This window comes from Halobacterium sp. KA-6, assembly GCF_021029015.1.
Classification (GTDB): Archaea; Halobacteriota; Halobacteria; order Halobacteriales; family Halobacteriaceae; genus Halobacterium.
On record NZ_JAJJZH010000007.1, the window covers coordinates 1 to 22088 of the forward strand.

Here is a 22088-nt window from a genome sequence, read left to right on the forward strand (position 1 = left end):
GCGATGCCGTGCGAGCGCTGGGCTGGTATCGACAGTTCCGTGAAATTGTCTTGATGTTCGCCATCATCAACATCGAACCGCTGTGTGAGCCGCTATAACCGTGACTCAACATCTATTCAACACAGCAGACGTCGCAGTCGTCGGAATTCCGGACGACCGCCGCGGCGAGACAGTCAAAGCGTTCGTGGTGAAAGCGCCGGACGCCGACGTGACTGGCGACGAACTCAAGCAGTTCTGCTTGGACCGCCTCGCGGAGTACAAACACCCACGCGAAGTCGAATTCGTGGACGAACTCCCGCGCACGACCACGGGGAAAGTCCAGAAGTTCGAACTCGTCGAGGAGTAGTCCAACCCACCACGGGTTGTCACGAGTTGACACAGATTTATGCGGTGAGATGCGAAACACGGAGTCGTGACCGCCCGCACCGTCCACTTGCCGGTCGCCGCACAGGACTCGCTGTCTGACGTCGTCGGCATCGGCGAACGCGCCGAAGCACTCGGCTACGACCGCGTCTGGTTCCCGGAGACGTGGGGCCGAGACGCCGTCACCACGCTGGCCGCGCTTGCCGACCGCACCGACACCATCGGCGTCGGCACCAGCATCGTGAACACGTACTCTCGTAGCGCCGCGCTCCTCGGGCAGACCGCCGCCACACTCCAAGAGCACTCCGACGGGCGGTTCCGCCTCGGCCTCGGCCCGAGCGGCCCCGCAGTCGTCGAGGGCTGGCACGGCCAAGAGTTCGGCAACCCCCTGAAGCGAACGCGCGAGTACGTCGAAGTCGTCCGCCAGGTGCTATCGGGCGAACAGGTCGACTACGACGGCGACATCGTCCAGACGCGCGGCTTCCGGCTGCGACAGGACCCGCCCGAGCCCGCTCCCGAAATCGACGTCACCGGCATGGGCCCGAAAGCCGTCGAACTCGCGGGCCGATTCGCCGACGGCTGGCACGCGCTCATGTTCACGCAGGCGGGCTTCAAGGACCGCTACGCGGACCTCCGGCGCGGCGCGAGTCTCGGCGACCGCAGCGCCGAGGACGTTCGCACGACGTTCGTGTTGCCGTGCTGTGCGCTCGACGATGGTGACGCCGCCCGCGACCTCGCGCGCCAGCACCTCGCGTTCTACGTCGGCGGCATGGGGACGTTCTACCGGGACGCACTCGCCCGCCAGGGCTACGAGGACGCCGCCGAGACCATCCACAGTTCGTGGCAGGACGGCGACCGCGAGCGCGCCGTCGCCAGCGTCTCCGACGACCTGCTGGACGCGCTGGCGGCCGCCGGCACACCCGAGACTGTTCGCGAGCGCGTCGCGGACTTCGCGGCCGTCGACGGGGTCGACGCAATCGCCGTCTCGTTCCCCCGCGCCGCCGACCGCGAGGTCATCGACCAGACACTGGCGGCCGTCGCACCGGAGTAACTGTTCAGCGGCGAAGACTTCGACCGCTCTTTGAGCTATCCAGCGTTCTTTACATCCACTCTACCAGGGGTAGGTATGGACAGTCGAAGCAAGCGGGTCGTGCTGGTCGCGCTCGTCGGCATTCTCATCGCGACTGCGGGCTGTAGCGCACTCGGATTCGGAAATTCAGCGACGACGGACATCCTCCTCGTCAACAACGACGAGACGAGCCACAACGTGACCGTCGAAGTACTGAACGACGGTGACAGTGTGTACAGCGAGGATGTGACTGTGAACGCCGAAACTGACGAGGAACTACCGGCGTTCGAGGGGAGCGGCGAGTACACCGTCGCCGTCACCGTTGACGGGGAGACGACCGAACAGGTCTACGACTTCACGAACGACGACGACACCGTCTCCATCGGCATCGCCGACGACGACACCGTCTCCATCGGCATCGCCAACGACGCGACCGTCTCGGTCGGCGGATAACTACGGAATCGCGTCGATGCTGTCGCGTCGCCCGCCGAGCACGTCGAACTGGTCGCCACGCCGGCGTTCGAGCCAGTACAGGAGGCGTTCGGCCCACGCCAGTTTCTTCGCTTTCTGGTCGCCGACCGACGGGTCTTCGAAGTCCCACCCCGGGAAGACGAGGTCGGCGGCACCGAGGTGGTCCGCGAGGAACGCAGCGCGGTCGCCATCCGTGAACCCGCCGAAATTATAGACTGCATCTACCGGTTCGGCCTGCGTTGTGCCGAGGACGTGCGCGAGATCGAATTCCGGGACGTACTCGCGGACGGCAGGGATGTTGTCGCCGTGGGCGTGTGCCGCCACCGGCGTCTCAGACTGGGTGAGCTGGCGTGCAGTACCGGGGTTCTTGTCCAGGTCGGTCACCATCAAGTCGACGTCAACGCCCGCATCGTCGAGCACGTCGACGGCGGTCGACGCCGCGAACACGACGTCAGCATCGGCTGCGACGGCGGTCTCGTCGGCCAGCGACGATGCGCCTCCGGCGATAGCGACCCGCTGGCCCGTGCAATCAAGCCGTGTCAGGTCGAACGGCTCGGCGTACTCCGCGAGCACGTCTCGCGCCTGCTCGTCGGCGGCTCTGTCGAACCCGAAGTCGGCGAGAACCTCCTCGTAGACCGGCGCCCAGTCGGCGAACTCCATGGCTGTCGCTACGAACCTGAATAAATGAAAGGATTCCTGGTTCGAGCCGAGACGCCCCGCGAAGTACCCCTACCCAGCGGGGGTCCGGCTTCCAATCTCGGATTTAGGCCCCGCCGGTATAAGTTTTCTCGTTACGTACGAGTTGACCACGCCGCTGTGAGTTCCCCCAGCACGCCGTCCGGGGATTCGAGTTCGTCCGCGGCCGCCCGAAGCACACTAATCGGGGCTGCGACGAACGCCGGGTCGTCCCCCGTGACGGCGACACCTTTGGCCGCCAGCACCGCGCGGTCGTCGCCATCGAGGCCGTGTACCTCGTACGCGCGAGCGGCCGCGTCGCCGGCAGCGTCGAGGTCCCCGTCCAATCGCGTCACGTGGCGTTCAGCCTCCGCAACAGTCGTTACGTCCAATTCCTCGACGCGCTCAGCCTCGTAACGGTCGCGGCGGAACTCGTAGCCGATGAGCGCAGCGTCCCGCGTTTCGGCGACGTCGTGCGTACGTACGATGTGTGCGCCACGCTCGACGGCCATCGACGTCGCCGCCAGCGACACCGGGAGCGCCTCCTCCGTGGAGCGGTCGGCGACCTCCCGGAGGAAGTTCTTCCGATTGATGGATACCAGAATCGGGTAGCCGTGCCCGCGGAACTCACGGAGGCGGTCGAACGTCTCGCGGTCGTCCGCGAGCGTCTTGTCCTCGCTCCACCCGCCGAACGCCGGGTCGACGATAGTCTTGTCCGTGAACCCGTTCAGCGTCAGCGCATCGTAGATGTCATCCACGTCCTCGATTGCGCCGGGACGTTCGAGGTCCGGCGGGCTCGCCATCTTCACGACGGCCGCGTCGTGAGCCTCACACACCTCGGGCATCTCGGGGTCGGCGAACCCACAAATGTCGTTGACCATGTCGAAGCCACGCGACAGCGCTTCGTCGGCGACCTCCGCGTACCGCGTCTCGATGGAGAACACCGCGTCGCCCTCGACGCGCTGGATGGTCTCGACGGCGGTGTCCAGCCGGTCGAGTTCCTGCTCGGGGGAGAGCACGTCGAACTTCTTGTTCGCGGATTCGAGGCCGACGTCGACGATGTCCGCACCCTCGCCGACGAGCTCCTCGTCGACGTACGCGGCCGCCTCGTCGGGGTCGTCGAAGACACTGGGGTCGTACGGCGATTCCTTCGAGACGTTCAACACGCCCATGATACGGGGCGGGTGGTCGTCTCCGATTTGGAGGCCGGCGGCGTCGACCGTCTGCATACCTCGAAGGCGGGACCCCGCGCTCAAAGGCGAATCGGTTCCGGGGCTCGCGGCCGCCTCCCGCGGGTGCCTTCAGGCGACTTTTGTACGTCGGCCGCCTACAAGCCGCTAATGAGCAAGGTGAGCATCGGCTTCCGGGGGTGGCGCTTCGACGAGGACGAGGTCTTCGACGAGCACGGCGACTACCGGGACTTCGACGAGATGCCCGACGACGCCAGCGCGCGCCTGCAGCGACTACCGGCGCTGATGGACCGGCCGTGTGACGCCTGCTATCTCCTCCACGGCGACGACGATACGTCGCGGAACACGCCCGCTGCGGTGTACGGCGAACCCCGCGCCGAAGTCCTGCTGTGCGCCGAACACGAGGTCGACTTCTACTACTGGTTCCTCGAAGCCGGCGGCGAGCAGTACCGCGGCACCGAAGAACTCCAGGAGGCATTCCGCGAGTGGTTCGCGGACGGCGAGCGCTCGCCGGAGTGGTACGACGGCCCCGAGCACGTCGCCACCGACCCCGAGCAAACGCCGAATCCGGACATCCCGGACCCCGAGATTCACAACGTCGAGTTGCCCGAGGACGAACAGGCCGGCATCGACCTCCGGCCGGAAATCGAGGATGCCGACGAACTCGACCTCGACCTGGACGCCGACTACCCCACGAGCGATGAGTAAGCCAGCCGTCGCCGTCGTCGACGCCAAGACCTCCGGGAACGTCGGCACCATCGCGCGGGCGATGAAGAACTTCGGCTTCGAGGACCTCCTGCTCGTGGACCCGCCGTACCTCGGCCGGGACTCCGAAGCCTACGGCTTCGCGGGCCAGGCCCGCGAGGACGTGCTCCCGAACGCCCGCGAACTCTCCTTCGAGGACCTCACGTCGGAGTTCCACACCGTCGGCTTCACCGCCATCACGAACGAGGACGCCACCAAGCACGTGCGCTTCCCGTTCCGCACGCCCGCGGAACTCTCCGAGAGCCTCGCGGACGTCGAGTCGAACACGGCGCTGGTGTTCGGCCGCGAGCGCGTCGGCCTGACGAACGACGAACTCGCGCAAATCGACGAAGTGGCGTCGATTCCTGCCTCCCACGACTACCCCGTGATGAACCTCGGGCAGGCCGCCACCGTCGCGTTGTACGAACTCCGGGACCTCGCGATGAACGAGACCCAACTGCCGGACGTTGAACGCCACCGCGCCGAGGAAGAGGAAATTGAGCGCTTCTACGACCACGCCGATGCGTTCCTCGCGGAAATCGACTACCCCGAGGAGAAACGCGACAAAGTGATGCGGATGCTCCGCCGGATGGTCGGCCGCACGCACCCGACGGGCCGCGAGATCAACACGGTCCTCGGACTGCTGCGGCGCGCCGAGAACCAGATGGAGTAACGGTCATCACTCGTCGGGCAGCCACGACGGCCGGTCGACGGTCGCGTTACCGAATTCGGAGAGCCGGTACTCCATGTGGTTCGTGAAATCGTCGTTTCTTCGCGTGATGTCGTACGACGCGATGTATCCGGTCTGCGTGACCGTGATGTAGCCACTCGCGTCGGTCGCTGGGACGACATACGGGTCGTCGTCGATGCCGGTCACGTTGTACCGGACCGCCGGCGTTCCTTCGACCGTGACGACGTCGGCGGCTTCGAGTGCGAGGTCCGTGAGCGGTCGGCCCATTCGGTCGATGTCGGCGAACCCCGTCATCGTCCAGTTCTGGTCCGCGGGCCGAACCAGTTCATTCGTCTTCAGGTTGTACTCGAACACGCCTTCCGGCCCGAAGTACGTGTAGAGCTCGTTCCCGAAGAGCGTGTCATTCCACCGTAGCGAGGCGGTACCCGCCTCCACATCGACCGTCCTGACGACTGTTCGATTACCGTCGTCGTAGCTGACGACGAGGCGAGCACGCCGCGAGACGTTCTGAACGACGTCATCGTGGGTCTGCTCGGGGAGCCCGATATCCGTGATGCCGTCCTGCGACCACCCTGTCGGGTACGAGAAGTTCTCTACTGTCGTCTCGGGCGCCGAAGGCTGTTGGTCAGTCGTAGGCAGACCGGAGCAACCGGCCACGACGAGGAGGGTAACAAGTGCTACCGCAGAGAGGGACCAGCGAGGGCGACCAGCCATACTGGTAGGCGACTGTACTAACGCGAAAAAAGCTTGCGACGGGACTGGGAGACGGACGTCTCCGGCGCGAAGGCCGATTATAGCGCGTGATAGTGCGGAACGAGTGCTTTTCACCTAGGACAGATTCGTCCGTGGTATGTCAGGGGCTACGAGCAGACCGGGGGTCGACCAGTCGTGGGGGCAGCGGTGGGAGCGAGCGCTTCGTGACGTTGTCAGGTACACACCGAGCGGCGACACGATTCCCGACGAGACGTGGCGGAGCCGCCACCGGAACGTGCTCGTGTTCCTCGCGGCACACGTGCCGTTTCTCGTGTTGCTGGGCACCTACGAGGGGACCGAGCCAGTGACGGGTGCGGCGATACCCGAACTCCCGTTGACCACGGTTCTCCTCGAAGTCTGCGTCGTCGTGGCATTCGGCGTGCTCGCAGCGCTCCCGTGGTTCGGACGGCGCACACGAACCGGGCTCGCGACGATGGGATTAGCGACCACGTCGGCGTTCCTCGTCCACTTCTCGGGCGGCTACATCGAGGCGCACTTCCACTTCTTCGTCGTGATGGCGGTCGTCGCCGTCTACGAGGACTGGGTGCCGTTCGCGCTCGGCATCGCGTACGTCGGCATCCAGCACGGCTACTTCGGGACGATAGACCCGAGTCGCGTCTACAACCACGCCGCAGGCATCAACAACCCGTGGGCGTGGTCGTTCATCCACGCTGCGTTCGTCCTGTTGTTGGCGGGCGCGCTGCTGTCCCACTGGCAGTCCACCGAGCGCTCCCGCGAAGAGGCTCAAGCCCAACTCGCACAAGCACGCGCGAAGACCGAGGAAGTGGAGGACTTAGAGGAGAAGCAGGCGGAACTCGAACGCGCTCGAGCACAAGCCGGGGAGGCGGAAGCCGCGGCCGAAGCCCGCAAGGAGGAGGTCCAGCAGTTGTACGCGAACCTCGAAGCCGACGCGGACGCGTACAGCGCGGCGATGGAGCGGGCGGCCGACGGCGACCTCGGCGTGCGGCTAGACGCCGACAGCGACAGCGACGCGATGCGGGAGATTGCGCGCGCGTTCAACGGGATGATGGACGAGACGGAGCCAGCGATGCGCGAGATTCAGTCATTCGCCGACGAGGTCGCGGCCGCCAGCGGGGGCGCAGCCACGGACGCTAGCAACGCCGAACAGGCCAGTGAGGCAACCAGCGAGTCGATTCGCGAGATTTCCCGCGGCGCGAACGAACAGCGGGAGATGCTCGAAACCGTATCCGGGGAGATGACGAACCTGTCGGCGACCGTCGAGGAGGTCGCGGCGTCCGCCGAAACCGTCGCCGACCGCTCCCACGAGACGGCTAGAATCGCCGATGAAGGCGAGGCGACCGCCGAGCAGGCAATCGAGGAGTCCCGAGCGGTCCAGACGGCGATAGCCTCGACCGTCGAGAACGTCGAAGCGCTCGACGAGCAGATGGCCGAAATCGGGGACATCGTCGACCTCATCGGCGACGTCGCCGACCAGACGAACATGCTCGCGCTGAACGCGAACATCGAGGCCGCCCGCGCCGGCGCGGAGGGAGACGGGTTCGCCGTCGTCGCGAACGAGGTCAAGCAGTTAGCCGAGGCGACCCGCGAGTCCGCGAACGACATCGAATCCCGAATCGAGGAGACCCAATCGCAGACAGCGTCCGCGGTCGAGGACGCGCAGGCGGCTGAGCAGTCGATGCAGGAGGGCATCGACGCCGTCCAGGAGGCCGTCGACGCGTTCGAGCAGGTGGCGGAGAACGCCGAGGAGACAGACACCGGCATCCAGGAAATCAGTGCGACGACCGACGACCAGGCTGCAAGCACTGAAGAAGCAGTGTCGATGGTCGAGGAGGTCGCGGACATCAGTCGCGCGACGGCTGGGGAGAGCGACGACGCGTCCACGGCTGCCGCCGAGCAGGCCGCGTCGATGTCCCGGGTGAGCACGAACGTCACGTCGCTCAGCGAGCAGGCCGAACAGCTCCAGGCGTTACTGGGGAACTTCGAGGTCAGCGCCGCACAGACAGACACCCACTAACTAAAACGCGGCCATCCCCTCGCGGCTATTCTACCTCACCCGACTATTCTACCTATTGTCTCTATTCGACTGTGCTCGGGCCGTCACTCGGTTTTTCGGCACGCGTACATAACCGTCGGCCGCATCTCCAGTTTGACTTCGCCGTCCTGGTTGGTGACGGTGTGGTCGAGCGTGACGATGCCACGGCTCGGGTCGCTCTCGGAGCGTCGTGTCTCCGTGATTTCGACGGTGACTGTCAGCGAGTCACCCGGAACGGTCGGGTTCGGCCAGCGGAGTTCCTCGATACCGAGCGCGCCGAGACCGGCAGCCTCACTGTAGTGGCCATCGACGACGAGCCGCATCGCCATCGCACAGGTGTGCCAGCCAGACGCCGCGAGGTCGCCGAAGTGCGACTCCTCGCGAGCGCGCTCGGGCTGCGTGTGGAACCACTGTGGGTCGTAGCGCTCGGCGAACTCCACGATTTCGTCCTCGGTGACGTCGTACGTACCGAATTCGAGGACGTCTCCCTCGTCGAGGTCTTCGAAGTAAACGGTCACGTCGAGGGGTTCGAAATGAACTGCGATATCTGTTGGGGACGATTCCGACTAGTGGGAGCGGACGGCGTCGGCAGTGGTGACAGCCGCTTCGAAGAGGACGTCGCGCTCGAGCAGCGCGAATCCGACGAAGATGGCCGCGAAGCCTGCGAGTGCCTGCGAGTCGACGACCTGTCCGAGCAGCGCCCATGCCATCAGCGCGGCGACGACAGGTTCGAGGTAGCCGACGAGGTGGAGTTCCGCCGCGCCGATGCGGTCGAGGAGTTCGAAGTACAGCAGGAAGCCGATGCAGCCCGCGACCAGCGTGAGGTACGCGAGGCTGGCGAGCGCGGGGAGCGTCCATTCGACGCCGGCGAGGGACTCACCGCGGGCGCCCGCGCCAATCCAGAGGACGCCGGCTCCGAGCAGCATCGCCCACGCTTCCATCGTCTCGACGGGGAGGTCCGTCGAGAGCGGGCGCGCGAGGACTGCGCCGAGCGCGAACGCGACGGCACCGCCGAAGACGAGCGCGACGCCGAGCAGGTCGGTGCCACCACCGCCGGGTGAGGCGACGATGACGACGCCGGCGAACCCGGCGAACAGGCCGAGGCCTTCGACGAGGTCGATGTCGCTGTCGAGGAGGATGGCGGCCAGTCCGGCGGTGAGCACGGGCGAGAGGCTGACGACGATGGCCGCGACGGCGCCGGAGACGCGGAGTTCGCCGAGGTATAGCAGGCCGTGGTAGACGGCGATGACGAGGAGGCCAGCGACGCTGACCGCGAGCCACTCCTCGGTGCTGCGGGGCCGCCAGCGGTCGGTGGCGTAGGCAGCGTACCCGAGAATGATGAGACCTGCGAGGCTGTACCTGATGGCGGCGAACGAGAGGGCTGGCACGGTGTGCAGCCCGATTTCGATGGCTGGGAACGAAGTCCCCCAGATGGCGGCGAGCGCGAGGAACATCACGGCCGCGGGGGAGACGCCCAACCGGGGACGTCGGTAGCTCATATTTCTACAAATAGCCGAGCATATATTAGAGTTTTCTTCAAAGAAGCCTTCGTTGATGGTTCACAGGGCAATATAACGGTCGTTCATTAGTGTCGCTGCCAAAACTCTCCCGGGGACGTTGTAGCCGACTCCCACAGGCTTATCCTCGCGCCTATCGATGCCGACAGGCATGGACGAACGCGACGTACGCCTCCTGAAAGCCATCTCCGACCTCGGCACCGGCAGCCCCGAGGAACTCCACGAGGAGACCGACATACCCGTCTCCACCATCCACTACCGCCTCAACAACCTCCGCGAACAGGGCGTCGTCGAGAACGACCTCTACGACCTCGACCTCGACGAACTCGGCCTCGGCGTGACAGTCGTCCTCGAAGTCCTCACCTCCTACGAGGGCAGCTACGAGGACGTCGGCGAGAAAATCAGCGGCGTCGAAGGCGTCACGCAGACGTTCTTCACAATGGGCGAGACCGACTTCATGGTGCTCGCGCGCCTCCCACACTCCGACGACGTCGAACGCCTCATCTCCGACTTCGAGGCCATCCCCGAAGTCGACCGCACGAACTCCACGTTCGTCATTGCCCGCCAGAAAGACACCCAGCGCCCGCTCCAGAGCTACGAATTAGAAACGCTGCTCGAAGAACTGGCCGACGAGTAGTTAGGCGCGCTTCTGAATCTCCTCGCGCAGCACCTCACTGACGAGGTCGCCGTCCGCCTTCCCGCGGAGCGCCCCCATGCACTCGCCCATCAGCCCGGAGAACGCGCCCATCCCTTCCGCTTCGACCTGGTCGCTGTTCCGCTCGACAACCTCCACGACCGCCTCGCGGACTTCGTCCTCACCCGCGGAGCCGAGCCCGAGATCCTCCGCGAGGTCGGCGGCTTCCCGGTCGGGCTGCTCGGCCAGCGCCGCCAGCAGCTCCGGAACCCCTTCCTGGGCGAGTTCGCCCTCCGCCACAAGATCGAGCACGCCGCGGAAGTGGTCGTCGGTGAGATTCTCGACGGGGACGTCGTCGCGGCGCAACTCCGTCACGGTCGACTCCAGCGTCTGCGCAGCGAGCGTCGCATCCACGCCGGCCTCGACGCGCTCCTCAAACAGCGGCCACCGCCGGCCGTACGCAACCTGCTCGGCGAGCCCCGCATCGAGGTCGTAGTCCTCCTGGTACCGCTCGACCTTTTCGGTCAACAGCTCCGGCGGTTCGACCTCCGATGGATCCGGGTCGACGGGCGGCACGTCCGTCTCGGGGTACATCCGCGCCGCGCCCGGCAGCGGCCGCAGGTACTCCGACGTGCCATCGTCGTTCGCACCACGGGTCTCCTCCGGGACACCCTCAATGGCCGTCTCCGCACGCTCCGCAACCGCATCGATAGCGCCCGTCGCCACCGACGGCTCGTCCGCGACGATGGCGACCGCGTCGTTCTCGTCCGCGCCGACTGCCTCCCGGAGCGCTTCGACTTCGTCCTCGGTGACGCCGTACGCCGGCAGTTCGTCCGTGTGGAAGATGCCGCCCGCGCCGTGGCGCTTGGCGTGGTCGGAGAACTCCGTGCCGAGCCGGCGGTCTTCCTGGACTTCGCGGCCGACCAGCCCGTCGAAGCCGTACAAGGGAACCGCATAGACGACGCCGTCAGCATCTAGCGCGCCCCGAATGACGCCCGATCCCGTCTCGGCGAAGACGTCGGAGACGTCCTGCGTATCGCCGACGCTGGGGTCTCTATCTTGGAGTTCGTCGGCGATGTCCACGAGTTCGACCTGTCGACGGACCTCCTCGCGCACCAGGTCGTCGATGTCGCCGAGGCTCTGAACGCCCTTCATCTCCACGCGCGCGCCCTCCGCGATGGAGACGTTGACGTCCTGGCGAATCGTCCCGAGCCCGCGCTTGACCTTCCCCGTCGAGCGCAGCAACATCCCGATGCGCTCGGCGGCCTCCAGTGCCTGCTCGGGCGTCGAGATGTCCGGCTTCGTGCCAATCTCAACGAGCGGAATGCCGAGGCGGTCCAGCGAGAACTGCACGCCGCCCTCGCGTTCCTCCACGCGCTGGGCGGACTCTTCTTCGAGCATCAGGTCCTCGATGCCGACGCTACCCTCGCTGGTCTCGATTTCGCCGTCGTGGGCGAGGAGCGTTGACCGCTGGAACCCAGAAGTGTTCGACCCGTCGATGACGACCTTCCGCATCACGTGCGCGCGGTCGACCGGGTCCATGTCCAGCAGTTGCGTGATTTCCAGTGCCGTGCCAAGAGCTTCCTCGTCGAGGCGGTGGGGTGGTTCGTCGTCTTCCTCGACGAGGCACGTCGTGTCGTACGCGAGGTACTCGAACTCCCGTTCGACCTTGCTCTCTTCGAGGGCGGCCTCGTCGATTTCGCCCAATTCGGAGCGCGTTGGGTGGAGGTAGCGCGTGAACGTACGCTCGGCCTCCTCGGGCTCGCGGAGTTCCGTCGGGCACTCGCAGAACAGCTTCGTCGCCGTGTCCAGTTGCTGGTGGATTTCCAGCCCGGCGACGAGTCCCAGCTCGTCATAGTCGAACTCGGTCATTACGTGGTCGTGTGCGGGCGAACGATAAAAAACCGTTCAGTCTGTCGTCCCGACTACTTCCGGTCGCGCTCGTAGATGACGTCGAGGACGCGGTCGCGGACAGCCACCGCGATGCTGTCGGCGTCGTCCTCGTCGCGGTCCAGCGCCGCGGCGTCACCCGCCGATATCGAGCGGGAACCGGCGGTGTCGAAGATAACCGTCGCGAGCCGCCAGCGCTGCTGGAAGACCGTCTGCCGTCGGATGACCGTCTGAATGCGGCGGTAGGGCACGATGCGCGTGCTGCGGTTCCAGAACCCGCCCTGCGTAACGACGTGGTCCGGGCCGACTTCGTAGCCGCGGTGGCGGTGCGTGAGCCGTGCGGCGGGCCATGCCAGCAGGAGCAACACGCCAGCCGCGTACCACGGGACGCTCGTGAGGAACTGGTCGACGAGGAACCCTGTGGCGACCACCGCGAGGCCCACGAGCAGGTACCGACGGACGTAGCGCTTGCGAGCGCGCTCGGGCGGCCGTTCGACCTCGAAGTCGTGGAACGGTTCGAGCGTCTGCGCCAGCGAAAGCACGTCTTCGCGGGGCGCAATCGGGATGGCTGCTTCCGAGCCGCCGCTGGGCTGACTACCGGGCGCGTAGCCAGCGGTCTCGACGGCCAGCGACGCGAAGCCGAAGCGCCGCATCAGGACGTTCTCCTCGACGGCGACCGTCTGGAGCTTCGATAGCGGAATGGTGCCGTCGTGCCGCGAGAGCAAGCCGCGCTCGTAGCGCAGGTCGTCGCCGACCCGACGCAGCCGGAAGCCGTAGAACTGGACGATGCGCGCGACCGCCGATGCCGCCCACAGCGCGAGCGCGGCGACGACAGCGAACCCGACGATAGCGGCGATGCCGAGTCCGGACAGCGAGATGCGGTCACCGAACGTGGGCGCGAGGAATGTCGCGAGCGCGACCACGCCGGACGCCAGCCGCGGGTCGAACGAGAGCGCGCCGTACAGCACGAGGTCGCGGTCCGAGAGCTCGAACAGTGTCTCGCCGCCCGCCGACGCCGCGGCTTCCGCTTCCTCGGTTTCGGCCTCCTCGCCCTCCTCGCGCTGGAGCGCAGCGCGCTTCGCCCGAATCGCTTCCTGCAGACGGTCGGCTTCCTCACCGCCAACGAACCGCAGGTTCGCCTCGGTGCCGCCGCCGCCCGCCGTCTCCACGTCGACGACCGCGATGCCGAGCAGGCGTGCGACGAACGACCGCGTCACGTCGACGTTCTGCACGCGGCGCAGCGGAATCTCTCGGTCGCGCCGCGAGAATACCCCCGAGGAGATGTCGAGGCTTTCGTCGGTGAGTTCGTAGTCGAAACGCCGGTAGTACGCCACCTCGTAGCCCGCAAGCCCCGCAAGCACGACGACCGCGAGCACGACGACGCCGCTGAGCAACAGCGGGTCGCCGCCCGCGAGCGCGAAGCCCGCGAAGATGAACGCCCACACAATGCCGACGGCGCGCGAGACGACGCGGACGGGAATCGACAGCGGATGGAGTTTCACACTGCATCCCCGGCGTCGCCGGTTTCGGGCTCGCTCTCGATTGCCAGGCGCCGCAGCGTCTCCTGGACATCGTCGGCGCGGTCGGCGACTAGTCCCGGAATCGAGACGTCCGCCCCACGGGACCCAGCCGTGTAGACAACGACGCTACTCAGCCCGAGCGCGCGCTCGATTGGGCCGCGGCGGGCGTCGACGTGCTGGACGCGCACGAACGGGACGACCGTGCGGACGTTCACGAGCACGCCGCGCTCGATGTAGAGGGTGTCTTCGCGGACCTCGAAGCGCCACGCTCGGTACCTGAGGACGACGTGGATGGCGCCGAGCACGAGGAGGACAGCGAACACGCTGCCGCCGACGAGGAGGGGTGAGACGGTCACGCTGTCGACGAATCCCGTCACGATGGCTGCGATGACGCCAGCGACAAGGGAACCGACGAACACGCGGAGGAACCAGATGAGGCGGACGCGGGAGTCGAGTCGTTCCATGCGTCGATCATCGAAACGCGGGTACAAGAAGGTGGGCGGGCTGAATCGACGAGACAGGACTCCGACACACTCACGTGACCCACTCCAGACGAGGAGGACATGGAGGTAGCGAAGTTTCCGTCAGTCTCGCTGTACAACGTCGCGGAGACGGTCTCAGCGGAGTGGGCCGACGGCGGCGACCGATTCTGCCGCGTTCCGACCGCAGTGAGCGACGGCTTGAACGACATGGCCCGCGACCGCGTGGGCCACCCGACCGGCAGTGAGGTCAGATTCGTCCTGCACACCGACGACGCCGAAGTCGAGGTGACGCTGTCCGCGTCCGAACCGGCCGAGATTCACATGTTCTGGGGGAGTTCCAGCCGTGGGAGCCGACCGAAGTCGGCACCGACCCCGAGACGCTGACGTTCCGCGTGCCCGAGCGCCTCCGAGAACTCACGTCCGACGAGACCGGCCGGTTCGACCCGCGCGTCTGCCGCATCCAATTCGACCGCCACCAGGCCATCGCTGTCCACGACGTCACCAGCGACTGCCGGCAGCCCACCGCCGACGAACTTCCCGACCAACGATATCTCGCGTACGGGACGTCGATTACCGAGGGCGCCGCGGCGTCGGTCCCACACACGGACTACGTCACGCCCGTCGCACGCAACTGCGGGGTCGACGCGCTGAACCTCGGCTGCTCCGGGTCCGCGTACTGCGAGGGCGCGATGGCCGAACACATCGCCGCCCGCGACGACTGGGACGTCGCGACACTCGCCATCTCGGTGAACATGGCGGCCTCCGGTGGCTTCTCACCCGAGGAGTTCCACGAACGCGACGACGACTTCGTCAACACCATCGCGGCCGCCCATCCAGAGAAGCCGATTACGTGCGTGACGCTGTTCCCGTACTGCGACGACGTGACCGAATCAGGCGACGCCGAACACGCCACAGCGTACCGAGAGACGTTGCGCTCCATCGTCGAGGACTCACCCCACGACAACCTCTCGCTCGTCGAGGGCCCCGAACTACTGCCACTCTCCGGGCTGGCCGCGGACCTGCTCCACCCCAGAGATTACGGCATGAAACGTATCGGCGACGAACTATCGCAGCGGCTCGACGTCTAACTGCGAGCGCCGTCCGACGCGCCGCAAAAATACTGTGCTCGACTACTTGCCGTCCTGTGTTGTCAGTCGTCGCCCGAGAGGATGCCGCGGTGGGTCATCTTCTCGGGGTCGAGGACGTCCTCGGCTTCCGACTCGGAGAGGTACCCCTTCTCGACGACGACCTCCTTGACGGACTTACCCTCCTTGAGCGCGGCCTTCGCAACCTCGCTGGCCTTGTCGTAGCCGATAGCGGGGTTGAGCGCGGTCGCCAGCGCCATCGAGCGCTCGACCTGCTCCTCGCAGTACTCCTCGTTGGCTTCGAGTTTCGCCACGAATTTCTCCGCGAACGCGACGCTGGCGTTCGCGATGACCTTCGAGGACTCGAGGAAGTTGTGCGCCAACACGGGCTTGTAGAGGTTGAGGTCGAGCTGACCCTCGACGGCGCCTGCGTTCACGGCGGCGTCGTTGCCGACGACCTGCTTGTGGACCTGATTGACGGCTTCAGCCACCACGGGGTTGATTTTCCCGGGCATAATCGAGGAGCCGGGCTGGTTCTCGGGCTGCTCGATCTCCCCGAGGCCGTTGCGCGGCCCGGAAGCGAGCAGGCGGAGGTCGTTGGCAATCTTGTTCAGCGAGCCCGCGACCGTGCGGAGCGCGCCGTGGGCCTCGTTCATCGCGTCGTGGGCGGCCTGGGCCTCGAAGTGGTCGTCCGCTTCGCGGAAGGAGACGCCGGTCTCCTCCGAGATGTACGCGGCAGCCTTCTCGGGGAACTCGGGATGCGTGTTGAGCCCGGTGCCGACCGCGGTGCCGCCGAGCGCGAGCTCCGAGAGGTGGGCTTTCACGTCTCGCACGCGCTCGATGCCCTTCTCAACCTGCGTCCGGTAGCCGCCGAACTCCTGGCCGAGGCGCACGGGCGTAGCGTCCTGGAGGTGCGTGCGGCCGGTCTTGACGACGCCGTCGAACTCGTCGGCCTTCTGGTCGAGCGCGTCCGCAAGCAGTTCGAGCGCGGGTTCGACGTCCTTCTCGACGGCTTCCAGGGCGGCGACGTGCATCGCGGTCGGGATGACGTCGTTGCTGGACTGGCCGTAGTTGACGTGGTCGTTGGGGTGGACGACGCGCGCGCCGACCTCTTCGCCGAGAATCTCGGCGGCGCGGTTCGCGATGACCTCGTTGGCGTTCATGTTCGAGGACGTTCCGCTCCCGGTCTGGAAGACGTCGACGGGGAACTGGTCGTCGTGCTCGCCCTCGATGACTTCGTCGGCGGCCTCGACGATAGCGTCGGCTTTCTCGTCGTCGACCAAACCGAGGTCGTTGTTCGCTTGCGCGGCGGCCTTCTTCACGACACCGAGCGCGCGCACGAAGCGCCGCCCGAACGTGCTGTCCGAGATGGGGAAGTTCTCGACGGCGCGTTGGGTCTGTGCGCCCCAGTAGGCGTCCGCGGGAACTTCGATTTCGCCGAGACTGTCGCGTTCGGTTCGGTAGTCGTCTCCCATACTCGGGGGGACGAAGTGGTGGCGCGTAAAACCCACCGAATCGGTTCCGGACAGCACGACGACGACGCAGGTCTTCGTGGCAACACTACCCCGACACCTCCTCTCGGATAAGAAGGACAGAGCGTGGACCTACCAGAAGTAGACGAATCGTTTGACGACGACTATCACCGCGTCGAGCGCGACGAGTGCGTCGTGCGGCGAGTACCGACAACGTTCGTGACAGACCGTGAGACTCACGTATCTGGGGGGTAAACGACCTCTCACGGTGGACGAGACCGTGCTAGTGTTGAACCTTACTCGGTTTTGGATAAAATATTAGCAACAATTAAGTGGAGCGCTACGAATGGCTTGGTTAGGTTTCGCACACGGTAAATCATGACTTCCAATAACAACCTCACGCGACGACGATACCTGCAGGGTGCCGGCGCAACGGGCGCTGTGCTCACTATGGCTGGCTGTCTCGGCGGCGGCGGAGACGGCGACAGTGGCGGCGACGGCACGACCGAAGCCGGTGGAACGACGACTTCCTCGGGCAGCCAGGAGCTCGAAATCGTCCACTGGTGGACCGCAGGCGGGGAAGCCGACGCCCTCGAAGCCCTCGTCGAAGGGTTCGAGGAAGAGTATCCCGAAGTCACCGTGACAAACAATGCCGCACCCGGCGGCGCAGGGAGCGCGCTCGACACCGAAATTCAGAGCCGCATCCTGAACAACAACCCGCCGAGCACGTTCCAGATCTGGCCGGGCAAGGCGCTGAACACGTACACGGAGTCCGAAGTCCTCGAGGACATCGGCGACAGCGTCTGGGATCAGGAGATGCGCGACGCCTACCTCGACGGCGTCAAGCAGATGTCCCAGCCGGCCGGCAACTACGTCGCCGTCCCGCTGAACATCCACCGGCTCAACAACCTCTTCTACAACGTCGAGGTCGTCGAGTCTGCGGGCGTCGACCCGTCCAGCCTGAGCACGCCGGCCGACGTCCTCTCCGCGATGGAGACCATCGACGCCGAGACGGACGCCACGCCGATGGCACACCAGACGCAGGCGCCGTGGTCGACCCTCCAGCTCTGGGAAAGCGTCCTCATCGGTGCCGCGGGCGTCGACACGTACAACGACATCCTCGCCGGCAACGTCGCCGCCAACGAGGACGTCGTCCGCGAGTCCCTCCAGCTGGTCGCCGACTACAGCGAGTACTTCAACGAGGACGCCGGCTCCGTCGCCTGGGACCAGGCGAACAACGGCGTCATCCAGGGCAACGCCGCGTTCCTCCACCAGGGCGACTGGGCAGCCGGCCAGTACCAGGCCGCCGAGGACTTCGAGTACGAGTCCGACTGGGACTACGTGCCGTTCCCCGGCACCGACAGCGTCTACCACGTCGTCACGGACTCGTTCGTGATGCCAACGTCGAACCCGTCCCCGGAGGCGACCGAGAAGTGGCTCAGCTACTGCGGCTCCGTCGACGGGCAGGAGCGGTTCAATCCCATCAAGGGCTCGATTCCGCCGCGCACGGACGTCCCGAACGACGAGTTCGGACCGTTCCTCACCACGCAGCGCGAGGACTTCAATAACTCCGACGCACAGCCGCCGTCCATCGCTCACGGGACGGGCGTCACGCCGGAAGTCAAGAGCAACATCGAGGGCGTGTTCTCCTCGTTCAACGGTAGCTGGAACGTCGACAACGCCTACAACGGCCTCACGAACGCGTTCTAGACAACGAAATGCGTTCCCGTATTTTGCAATCGCTCGGCGTGACCGAAGAGGACGACCCAGGGGAGACCCGAGGAGACGTCCGCACGGACGGCGGAACGACCAGTGACGCCGCCACCACCGGCGAGTCCTCGCAGTTCCGCCGGCTGCTCGACAGCGAGTTCGCGCAGTCGCTGCCGTTCTGGCTACCGGCGACGCTGCTCGTCGGCCTGTTCGTCTACGGCGCCATCGGCTGGAACTTCCTCATCTCGCTGACCGACTGGCGGGGACTCCGCCAGCCCACGTACGAGTCCTTCGACTTCGAGATGTACACGAGGTTCTTCGAGGGCGTGTTCGCGGGCGGACTGCTCTCCGGCCCCCAAGAGTACTGGGCGCTCCGGAACACGTTCGTCCTGCTCGTCGTGTTCACGGTCGCGGCGCTGGCAGTCGGTCTCTTGCTGGCGATTCTCGTCGACCGCGACATCCGCTTCGAGAACACGTTCCGCACCATCTACCTCCTGCCGATGAGCCTGTCGTTCGTCGTGACGGCCATCTTCTGGGCGTGGATGTACAACCCCCAGTCGGGGCTGATAAACCAGGGGCTCAGAACGATTGGCCTCGGGTCGCTCACCCAGCAGTGGATCAGCGACCCGCAGTTCAAGCTGTTCGCGGTGATGTTCGCGCTCGTCTGGCAGTTCAGCGGCTACGCGATGGTCGTCTACCTCGCCGGCCTGCGCGCAATTCCGTCCGACCAGTACGAGGCCGCGAAAGTTGACGGCGCCGGCCTCCTGAAGATGTATTGGCGGATCATCGTCCCCCAGTTGCGGGCGTCGACCACCAGCGCTGCCGTGGTGCTGATGGTGTTCGCGCTGAAGGCATTCGACTTCCTGTACGTGATGTTCGGGACCCGGCCCGGGCCCTCGGCAGACATCCTCGCGATGATGATGTACCGCGAGTCGTTCGGCACCACCAACTGGGCGTACGGCTCTGCGATCGCGATGATTCTGTTCGCGCTCGCGCTCGGGGTCATCGCACCGTACCTCTACCTGCAGTTCAAGCGAGGTGAACTCTGATGACTACCGGACAATCCGACTCCGCTGTCGCGTGGAATCGCGTCGGCCTGTATGCGGCGCTTGGCCTACTGGTCGCGTTCTACCTCTCGCCGCTTGAGAGCGCTATCATGACGGCGTTCAAGACCCAGACCGGGTTCTTCCAGACGTCGCCGGTGGTCCCGCCGACGCCATCGACGTTCACGCTTGACGCGTGGGGGCAGGCGTTCGAACGCCTCCAGGGCGGCCTCGTGAACAGCCTCCTGTTCACGATTCCCGCGACGCTCTTGTCCGCGACGTTCGGCAGTCTCGTCGCGTACGGGCTGACGAACACGAACTGGCGCGGACAGGCGTTCGTGCTCGTGTTGCTAGTTGCGGGCATCTTCATCCCCTACCAGTCCGTGCTCGTGCCGCTGTCCCGGTTCTGGTCCATCGTCGACTTGGCGTCGGTTTTCGCGTGGCTGCCGCCGGTCGCGGACCGCTCGGGGCTGGTCGCGCTCGCGGTCACGCACACTGCGTACGGCGTCCCGATTACGACGCTGCTGTTCCGCGCGCACTACAAGTCGCTGGATGACTCGATGCTGGAGGCCGCGCGACTGGACGGCGCCAGCATCGCGAAAATCTACCGGCGGATCATCCTGCCGCTGTCGATTCCGATGTTCGCCGTCGCTCTCATCTACCAATTCACGAACATCTGGAACGACCTGCTGTTCGCGCTCGTGCTCATCCAGCAGCCGAGCAACGACGTTGTGACGATTTCCCTGACCTCGCTCCAGGGGTCGATGGTGAGCCAGTACAACCTACAGATGGCGGGCGCGTTCATTACCGCGCTCCCGACCCTGCTCGTGTACATCTTCTTCGGCGAACAGTTCGCCGAGGGTGTCGCTGGCGGAGGTGCTTAACATGGCAGAACTACAACTCGACCACATCACGAAGACGTTCGACGACGGAGGCGACGAAATCGTCGCAGTCGACGACGTATCCATCGACATCGAGGACGGCGAATTCCTCGTGCTCGTTGGGCCATCCGGCTGCGGCAAATCGACGACGCTGCGGACCATCGCAGGTCTGGAGACCATTACCGACGGCGCCATCCGGCTCGGCGGTGAGGTCATCAACGACAAGCGTCCGCAGGAACGGGACACTGCGATGGTGTTCCAGTCGTACGCGCTGTACCCCCACATGACCGTCCGGGAGAACATGTCCTTCGGCCTCGAAGAGTCGACGGACCTCCCGGACGAGGACATCCGCGAGCGCGTCACGGAGACCGCGGAGATGATGGGCATCGCGGAGCTGCTGGACCGCAAACCCGGCGAGCTCTCCGGCGGCCAGCAACAGCGCGTGGCGCTCGGCCGCGCCATCGTCCGCAACCCCGCGGCGTTCCTCATGGACGAGCCGCTGGCGAACCTCGACGCGAAGCTCCGCGCGCAAATGCGCACGGAACTGCAGCGCCTCCAAGAAGACCTCGACGTGACCACCATCTACGTCACCCACGACCAGACGGAGGCGATGACGATGGGCGACCGTATCGCCATCCTCGACGACGGCGAACTCCAGCAGGTCGGCACGCCGCTTGAGTGCTACCACGAGCCGTCGAACCTCTTCGTCGCAGAGTTCATCGGCGAACCGTCGATGAACACCTACGAGACGCGCGTCGACGGCGACCGACTGGTTGCCGAGCACTTCGAGTACGCGCTCGCGGAGCGCCACCGCGACGCCGTCAACGACGACCGCGTCGTCTTCGGCATCCGACCCGAGGACGTCGAAGTCGGCGCCGACCTCGACGACAGCCACACCTACGAGGTGACCGTCGACGTTGTCGAGCCGAAGGGCGACGAGAACTACGTCCACATGACCTTCGACGCCGACCGCGACGAACCCGAGACATTCACCGCGACCATCGGCGGCCTGCGTCGCGTCGACGAAGGCGACACGGTCGTCGTCCGGTTCCCACCGGAGGCCGTCCACTTCTTCGACGCCGACACCGGCGACGCCGTGCTGAATCGGTCGCTGGACACCGTCGAGGACGTCGACCCCGTCCTGTAGACTCGCCGCTCGCGTCCCGGAACGCCCTTGCGTCGCGAGCGGTTCCCGACACACGCTAATGGTACCGGCTCCCTTCGCGTACCCGTTCCGCGGCGAGCGCGGCTTCGACACGCTGCTCGCCGGCGGCGCACTCCACCTCCTCAGTGTCTACGTTCCGGTAGCGCCGCTGGTCGTCGTGCTCGGGTACCTGCTCGTCGTCCTTCGTGAGACCGCAGGCAGGGACGCCGACGAGCGCTTCGACGCGCTGCCGCCGCTCGGGAACATCCGTGAGATTCTCCGCCTTGGCGTCGGCGGCACGGTTGTCGTCGCCGCGTTTCTCCTCCCGGCAGCGGTGACGCTGCTGGTGACCGTCGCGGGCGCGACTCAGTTCTCGCTCCCCGCCGGCGAGATCCCGTTCACGGTCTCGCTGGGTTTCGCACTCGGGTCGACGACGTCACTACTGTTGGCAGTCGCGTTCGTCTACCTGCTGCCGGCCGCGCTCGCAAACTACCTCGCGACCGGCAGACTCCGAGCAGCGATCGACCTCGACGTACTCCGTCGCGCAGCCGCCCACGGCGGCTACTTCTACGACGTCCTCGTCGGCGTCGTCGTGGGGAGTCTTCTGCTTATCGTCGCGCGCGCCACGACACCGTTCGCCGTCGGATTCTTCGTCGCGTTCTACGCGGAGGTCGTGACCATCGCATTCTGGAGTCGCGGCGTCAGCCGCGCCATCCCCGACGTCGTGGACGCGGCGTAAC

22 protein-coding genes and 2 pseudogenes are annotated in these 22088 nt (G+C 65.9%); 15 read left to right on the top strand and 9 right to left on the bottom strand.

From position 1 onward, the window contains the following. From LPA46_RS13440 to LPA46_RS13455, 4 genes and pseudogenes are all read left to right on the top strand, one after another. Positions 1-98 (top strand): annotated as a pseudogene (locus LPA46_RS13440) (IS5/IS1182 family transposase); the annotation flags it as partial. Between the two features lie 20 nt (positions 99-118). Beyond that, positions 119-346, top strand: a pseudogene (locus tag LPA46_RS13445) (AMP-binding enzyme); the annotation flags it as partial. A 66-nt stretch (positions 347-412) separates the two neighbouring features. Then, positions 413-1414, top strand: coding sequence for a TIGR04024 family LLM class F420-dependent oxidoreductase (locus LPA46_RS13450; RefSeq protein WP_230892912.1), 1002 nt, complete (start codon positions 413-415; stop codon positions 1412-1414). Positions 1415-1489: 75 nt separating this feature from the next. Further along, entirely contained in the window at positions 1490-1885 is a 396-nt protein-coding gene (locus tag LPA46_RS13455) for a hypothetical protein (protein WP_230892913.1), read from the top strand. Here LPA46_RS13455 and LPA46_RS13460 read toward each other — a convergent pair whose 3' ends face one another. Together LPA46_RS13460 and folP are read right to left on the bottom strand one after the other, a co-directional pair. Continuing rightward, on the bottom strand, positions 1886-2563 hold the full coding sequence (locus LPA46_RS13460) for a 6-hydroxymethylpterin diphosphokinase MptE-like protein (protein WP_230892914.1): 678 nt from the start codon (positions 2561-2563) through the stop codon (positions 1886-1888). It lies immediately after the preceding gene. Positions 2564-2694: 131 nt separating this feature from the next. Next, the gene (gene folP / locus LPA46_RS13465; protein WP_230892915.1) at positions 2695-3807 is read right to left on the bottom strand and encodes a dihydropteroate synthase; all 1113 of its coding nucleotides are present in this window, start codon (positions 3805-3807) and stop codon (positions 2695-2697) included. 111 nt (positions 3808-3918) lie between these two features. Between folP and LPA46_RS13470 the strand changes: the two genes are divergently transcribed. Continuing rightward, positions 3919-4476 carry a hypothetical protein gene (locus LPA46_RS13470; protein WP_230888744.1) on the top strand — a complete coding sequence of 186 codons (558 nt, stop codon included), beginning with the start codon at positions 3919-3921 and terminating at the stop codon, positions 4474-4476. After that, positions 4469-5185 (top strand): RNA methyltransferase, encoded by a 717-nt coding sequence (locus LPA46_RS13475; protein WP_230892916.1) that lies wholly within the window; start codon positions 4469-4471, stop codon positions 5183-5185. Before LPA46_RS13470 ends, LPA46_RS13475 begins: the two co-directional genes overlap by 8 nt. Positions 5186-5191: 6 nt before the next feature. On the opposite strand, the gene LPA46_RS13480 is transcribed toward LPA46_RS13475, so the two are convergent. Next, complete coding sequence (locus tag LPA46_RS13480; protein WP_230892917.1) at positions 5192-5917, bottom strand: hypothetical protein; 726 nt, start codon at positions 5915-5917, stop codon at positions 5192-5194. Between the two features lie 136 nt (positions 5918-6053). On the opposite strand from LPA46_RS13480, the gene LPA46_RS13485 reads away from it, so the two are divergent. Continuing rightward, positions 6054-7952, top strand: coding sequence for a methyl-accepting chemotaxis protein (locus LPA46_RS13485; protein ID WP_230892918.1), 1899 nt, complete (start codon positions 6054-6056; stop codon positions 7950-7952). Between the two features lie 83 nt (positions 7953-8035). Here LPA46_RS13485 and LPA46_RS13490 read toward each other — a convergent pair whose 3' ends face one another. Both LPA46_RS13490 and LPA46_RS13495 read right to left on the bottom strand, forming a co-directional pair. After that, positions 8036-8488, bottom strand: a complete 453-nt coding sequence (locus LPA46_RS13490) for a MaoC family dehydratase (RefSeq protein ID WP_230892919.1) — start codon at positions 8486-8488, stop codon at positions 8036-8038. Between the two features lie 48 nt (positions 8489-8536). Further along, positions 8537-9469 (bottom strand): DMT family transporter, encoded by a 933-nt coding sequence (locus LPA46_RS13495; RefSeq protein ID WP_230892920.1) that lies wholly within the window; start codon positions 9467-9469, stop codon positions 8537-8539. A 169-nt stretch (positions 9470-9638) separates the two neighbouring features. Here LPA46_RS13495 and LPA46_RS13500 point away from each other — a divergent pair, with 169 nt between their 5' ends. Continuing rightward, positions 9639-10124: an Lrp/AsnC family transcriptional regulator gene (locus tag LPA46_RS13500; protein ID WP_230888739.1), complete on the top strand. Its 486-nt coding sequence runs from the start codon at positions 9639-9641 to the stop codon at positions 10122-10124. On the opposite strand, the gene gatE is transcribed toward LPA46_RS13500, so the two are convergent. Genes gatE through LPA46_RS13515 form a run of 3 tightly spaced genes read right to left on the bottom strand, consistent with a single transcriptional unit; the run spans position 10125 to position 13995 of the window. Then, entirely contained in the window at positions 10125-11993 is a 1869-nt protein-coding gene (gatE, locus tag LPA46_RS13505; RefSeq protein WP_230892921.1) for a Glu-tRNA(Gln) amidotransferase subunit GatE, read from the bottom strand. 53 nt (positions 11994-12046) lie between these two features. Further along, positions 12047-13513, bottom strand: coding sequence for a PH domain-containing protein (locus tag LPA46_RS13510; RefSeq protein WP_230892922.1), 1467 nt, complete (start codon positions 13511-13513; stop codon positions 12047-12049). After that, positions 13510-13995: a PH domain-containing protein gene (locus LPA46_RS13515; RefSeq protein WP_230892923.1), complete on the bottom strand. Its 486-nt coding sequence runs from the start codon at positions 13993-13995 to the stop codon at positions 13510-13512. Before LPA46_RS13515 ends, LPA46_RS13510 begins: the two co-directional genes overlap by 4 nt. 99 nt (positions 13996-14094) lie before the next feature. Here LPA46_RS13515 and LPA46_RS19005 point away from each other — a divergent pair, with 99 nt between their 5' ends. Beyond that, positions 14095-14397 (top strand): hypothetical protein, encoded by a 303-nt coding sequence (locus LPA46_RS19005; protein ID WP_330166339.1) that lies wholly within the window; start codon positions 14095-14097, stop codon positions 14395-14397. 8 nt (positions 14398-14405) lie between these two features. Beyond that, on the top strand, positions 14406-15101 hold the full coding sequence (locus LPA46_RS13520; RefSeq protein ID WP_330166340.1) for an SGNH/GDSL hydrolase family protein: 696 nt from the start codon (positions 14406-14408) through the stop codon (positions 15099-15101). Between the two features lie 62 nt (positions 15102-15163). Here LPA46_RS13520 and LPA46_RS13525 read toward each other — a convergent pair whose 3' ends face one another. Then, entirely contained in the window at positions 15164-16573 is a 1410-nt protein-coding gene (locus tag LPA46_RS13525; RefSeq protein ID WP_230888735.1) for a class II fumarate hydratase, read from the bottom strand. Between the two features lie 375 nt (positions 16574-16948). Here LPA46_RS13525 and LPA46_RS13530 point away from each other — a divergent pair, with 375 nt between their 5' ends. Genes LPA46_RS13530 through LPA46_RS13550 form a run of 5 tightly spaced genes read left to right on the top strand, consistent with a single transcriptional unit; the run spans position 16949 to position 22087 of the window. Continuing rightward, positions 16949-18280 carry an ABC transporter substrate-binding protein gene (locus tag LPA46_RS13530; protein ID WP_230892924.1) on the top strand — a complete coding sequence of 444 codons (1332 nt, stop codon included), beginning with the start codon at positions 16949-16951 and terminating at the stop codon, positions 18278-18280. 8 nt (positions 18281-18288) lie between these two features. Further along, complete coding sequence (locus tag LPA46_RS13535; protein ID WP_442908255.1) at positions 18289-19329, top strand: carbohydrate ABC transporter permease; 1041 nt, start codon at positions 18289-18291, stop codon at positions 19327-19329. Continuing rightward, positions 19329-20207, top strand: a complete 879-nt coding sequence (locus LPA46_RS13540; RefSeq protein ID WP_230892926.1) for a carbohydrate ABC transporter permease — start codon at positions 19329-19331, stop codon at positions 20205-20207. Before LPA46_RS13535 ends, LPA46_RS13540 begins: the two co-directional genes overlap by 1 nt. A 1-nt stretch (position 20208) precedes the next feature. Then, positions 20209-21351 carry an ABC transporter ATP-binding protein gene (locus LPA46_RS13545; protein ID WP_230892927.1) on the top strand — a complete coding sequence of 381 codons (1143 nt, stop codon included), beginning with the start codon at positions 20209-20211 and terminating at the stop codon, positions 21349-21351. 58 nt (positions 21352-21409) lie between these two features. After that, entirely contained in the window at positions 21410-22087 is a 678-nt protein-coding gene (locus LPA46_RS13550) for a DUF4013 domain-containing protein (protein WP_230892928.1), read from the top strand. Position 22088 lies beyond the last annotated feature (1 nt).

Excerpts from the sequence above, each read along its gene's own strand:
- LPA46_RS13455 (WP_230892913.1), top strand. The coding sequence starts at position 1,490 with ATGGACAGTCGAAGCAAGCGGGTCGTGCTGGTCGCGCTCGTCGGCATT.
- LPA46_RS13460 (WP_230892914.1), bottom strand. The coding sequence starts at position 2,563 with ATGGAGTTCGCCGACTGGGCGCCGGTCTACGAGGAGGTTCTCGCCGAC.
- folP (WP_230892915.1), bottom strand. The coding sequence starts at position 3,807 with ATGCAGACGGTCGACGCCGCCGGCCTCCAAATCGGAGACGACCACCCG.
- LPA46_RS13470 (WP_230888744.1), top strand. The coding sequence starts at position 3,919 with ATGAGCAAGGTGAGCATCGGCTTCCGGGGGTGGCGCTTCGACGAGGAC.
- LPA46_RS13475 (WP_230892916.1), top strand. The coding sequence starts at position 4,469 with ATGAGTAAGCCAGCCGTCGCCGTCGTCGACGCCAAGACCTCCGGGAAC.
- LPA46_RS13480 (WP_230892917.1), bottom strand. The coding sequence starts at position 5,917 with ATGGCTGGTCGCCCTCGCTGGTCCCTCTCTGCGGTAGCACTTGTTACC.
- LPA46_RS13485 (WP_230892918.1), top strand. The coding sequence starts at position 6,054 with ATGTCAGGGGCTACGAGCAGACCGGGGGTCGACCAGTCGTGGGGGCAG.
- LPA46_RS13495 (WP_230892920.1), bottom strand. The coding sequence starts at position 9,469 with ATGAGCTACCGACGTCCCCGGTTGGGCGTCTCCCCCGCGGCCGTGATG.
- LPA46_RS13500 (WP_230888739.1), top strand. The coding sequence starts at position 9,639 with ATGGACGAACGCGACGTACGCCTCCTGAAAGCCATCTCCGACCTCGGC.
- gatE (WP_230892921.1), bottom strand. The coding sequence starts at position 11,993 with ATGACCGAGTTCGACTATGACGAGCTGGGACTCGTCGCCGGGCTGGAA.
- LPA46_RS13515 (WP_230892923.1), bottom strand. The coding sequence starts at position 13,995 with ATGGAACGACTCGACTCCCGCGTCCGCCTCATCTGGTTCCTCCGCGTG.
- LPA46_RS19005 (WP_330166339.1), top strand. The coding sequence starts at position 14,095 with ATGGAGGTAGCGAAGTTTCCGTCAGTCTCGCTGTACAACGTCGCGGAG.
- LPA46_RS13525 (WP_230888735.1), bottom strand. The coding sequence starts at position 16,573 with ATGGGAGACGACTACCGAACCGAACGCGACAGTCTCGGCGAAATCGAA.
- LPA46_RS13530 (WP_230892924.1), top strand. The coding sequence starts at position 16,949 with ATGACTTCCAATAACAACCTCACGCGACGACGATACCTGCAGGGTGCC.
- LPA46_RS13535 (WP_442908255.1), top strand. The coding sequence starts at position 18,289 with ATGCGTTCCCGTATTTTGCAATCGCTCGGCGTGACCGAAGAGGACGAC.
- LPA46_RS13540 (WP_230892926.1), top strand. The coding sequence starts at position 19,329 with ATGACTACCGGACAATCCGACTCCGCTGTCGCGTGGAATCGCGTCGGC.
- LPA46_RS13545 (WP_230892927.1), top strand. The coding sequence starts at position 20,209 with ATGGCAGAACTACAACTCGACCACATCACGAAGACGTTCGACGACGGA.
- LPA46_RS13550 (WP_230892928.1), top strand. The coding sequence starts at position 21,410 with ATGGTACCGGCTCCCTTCGCGTACCCGTTCCGCGGCGAGCGCGGCTTC.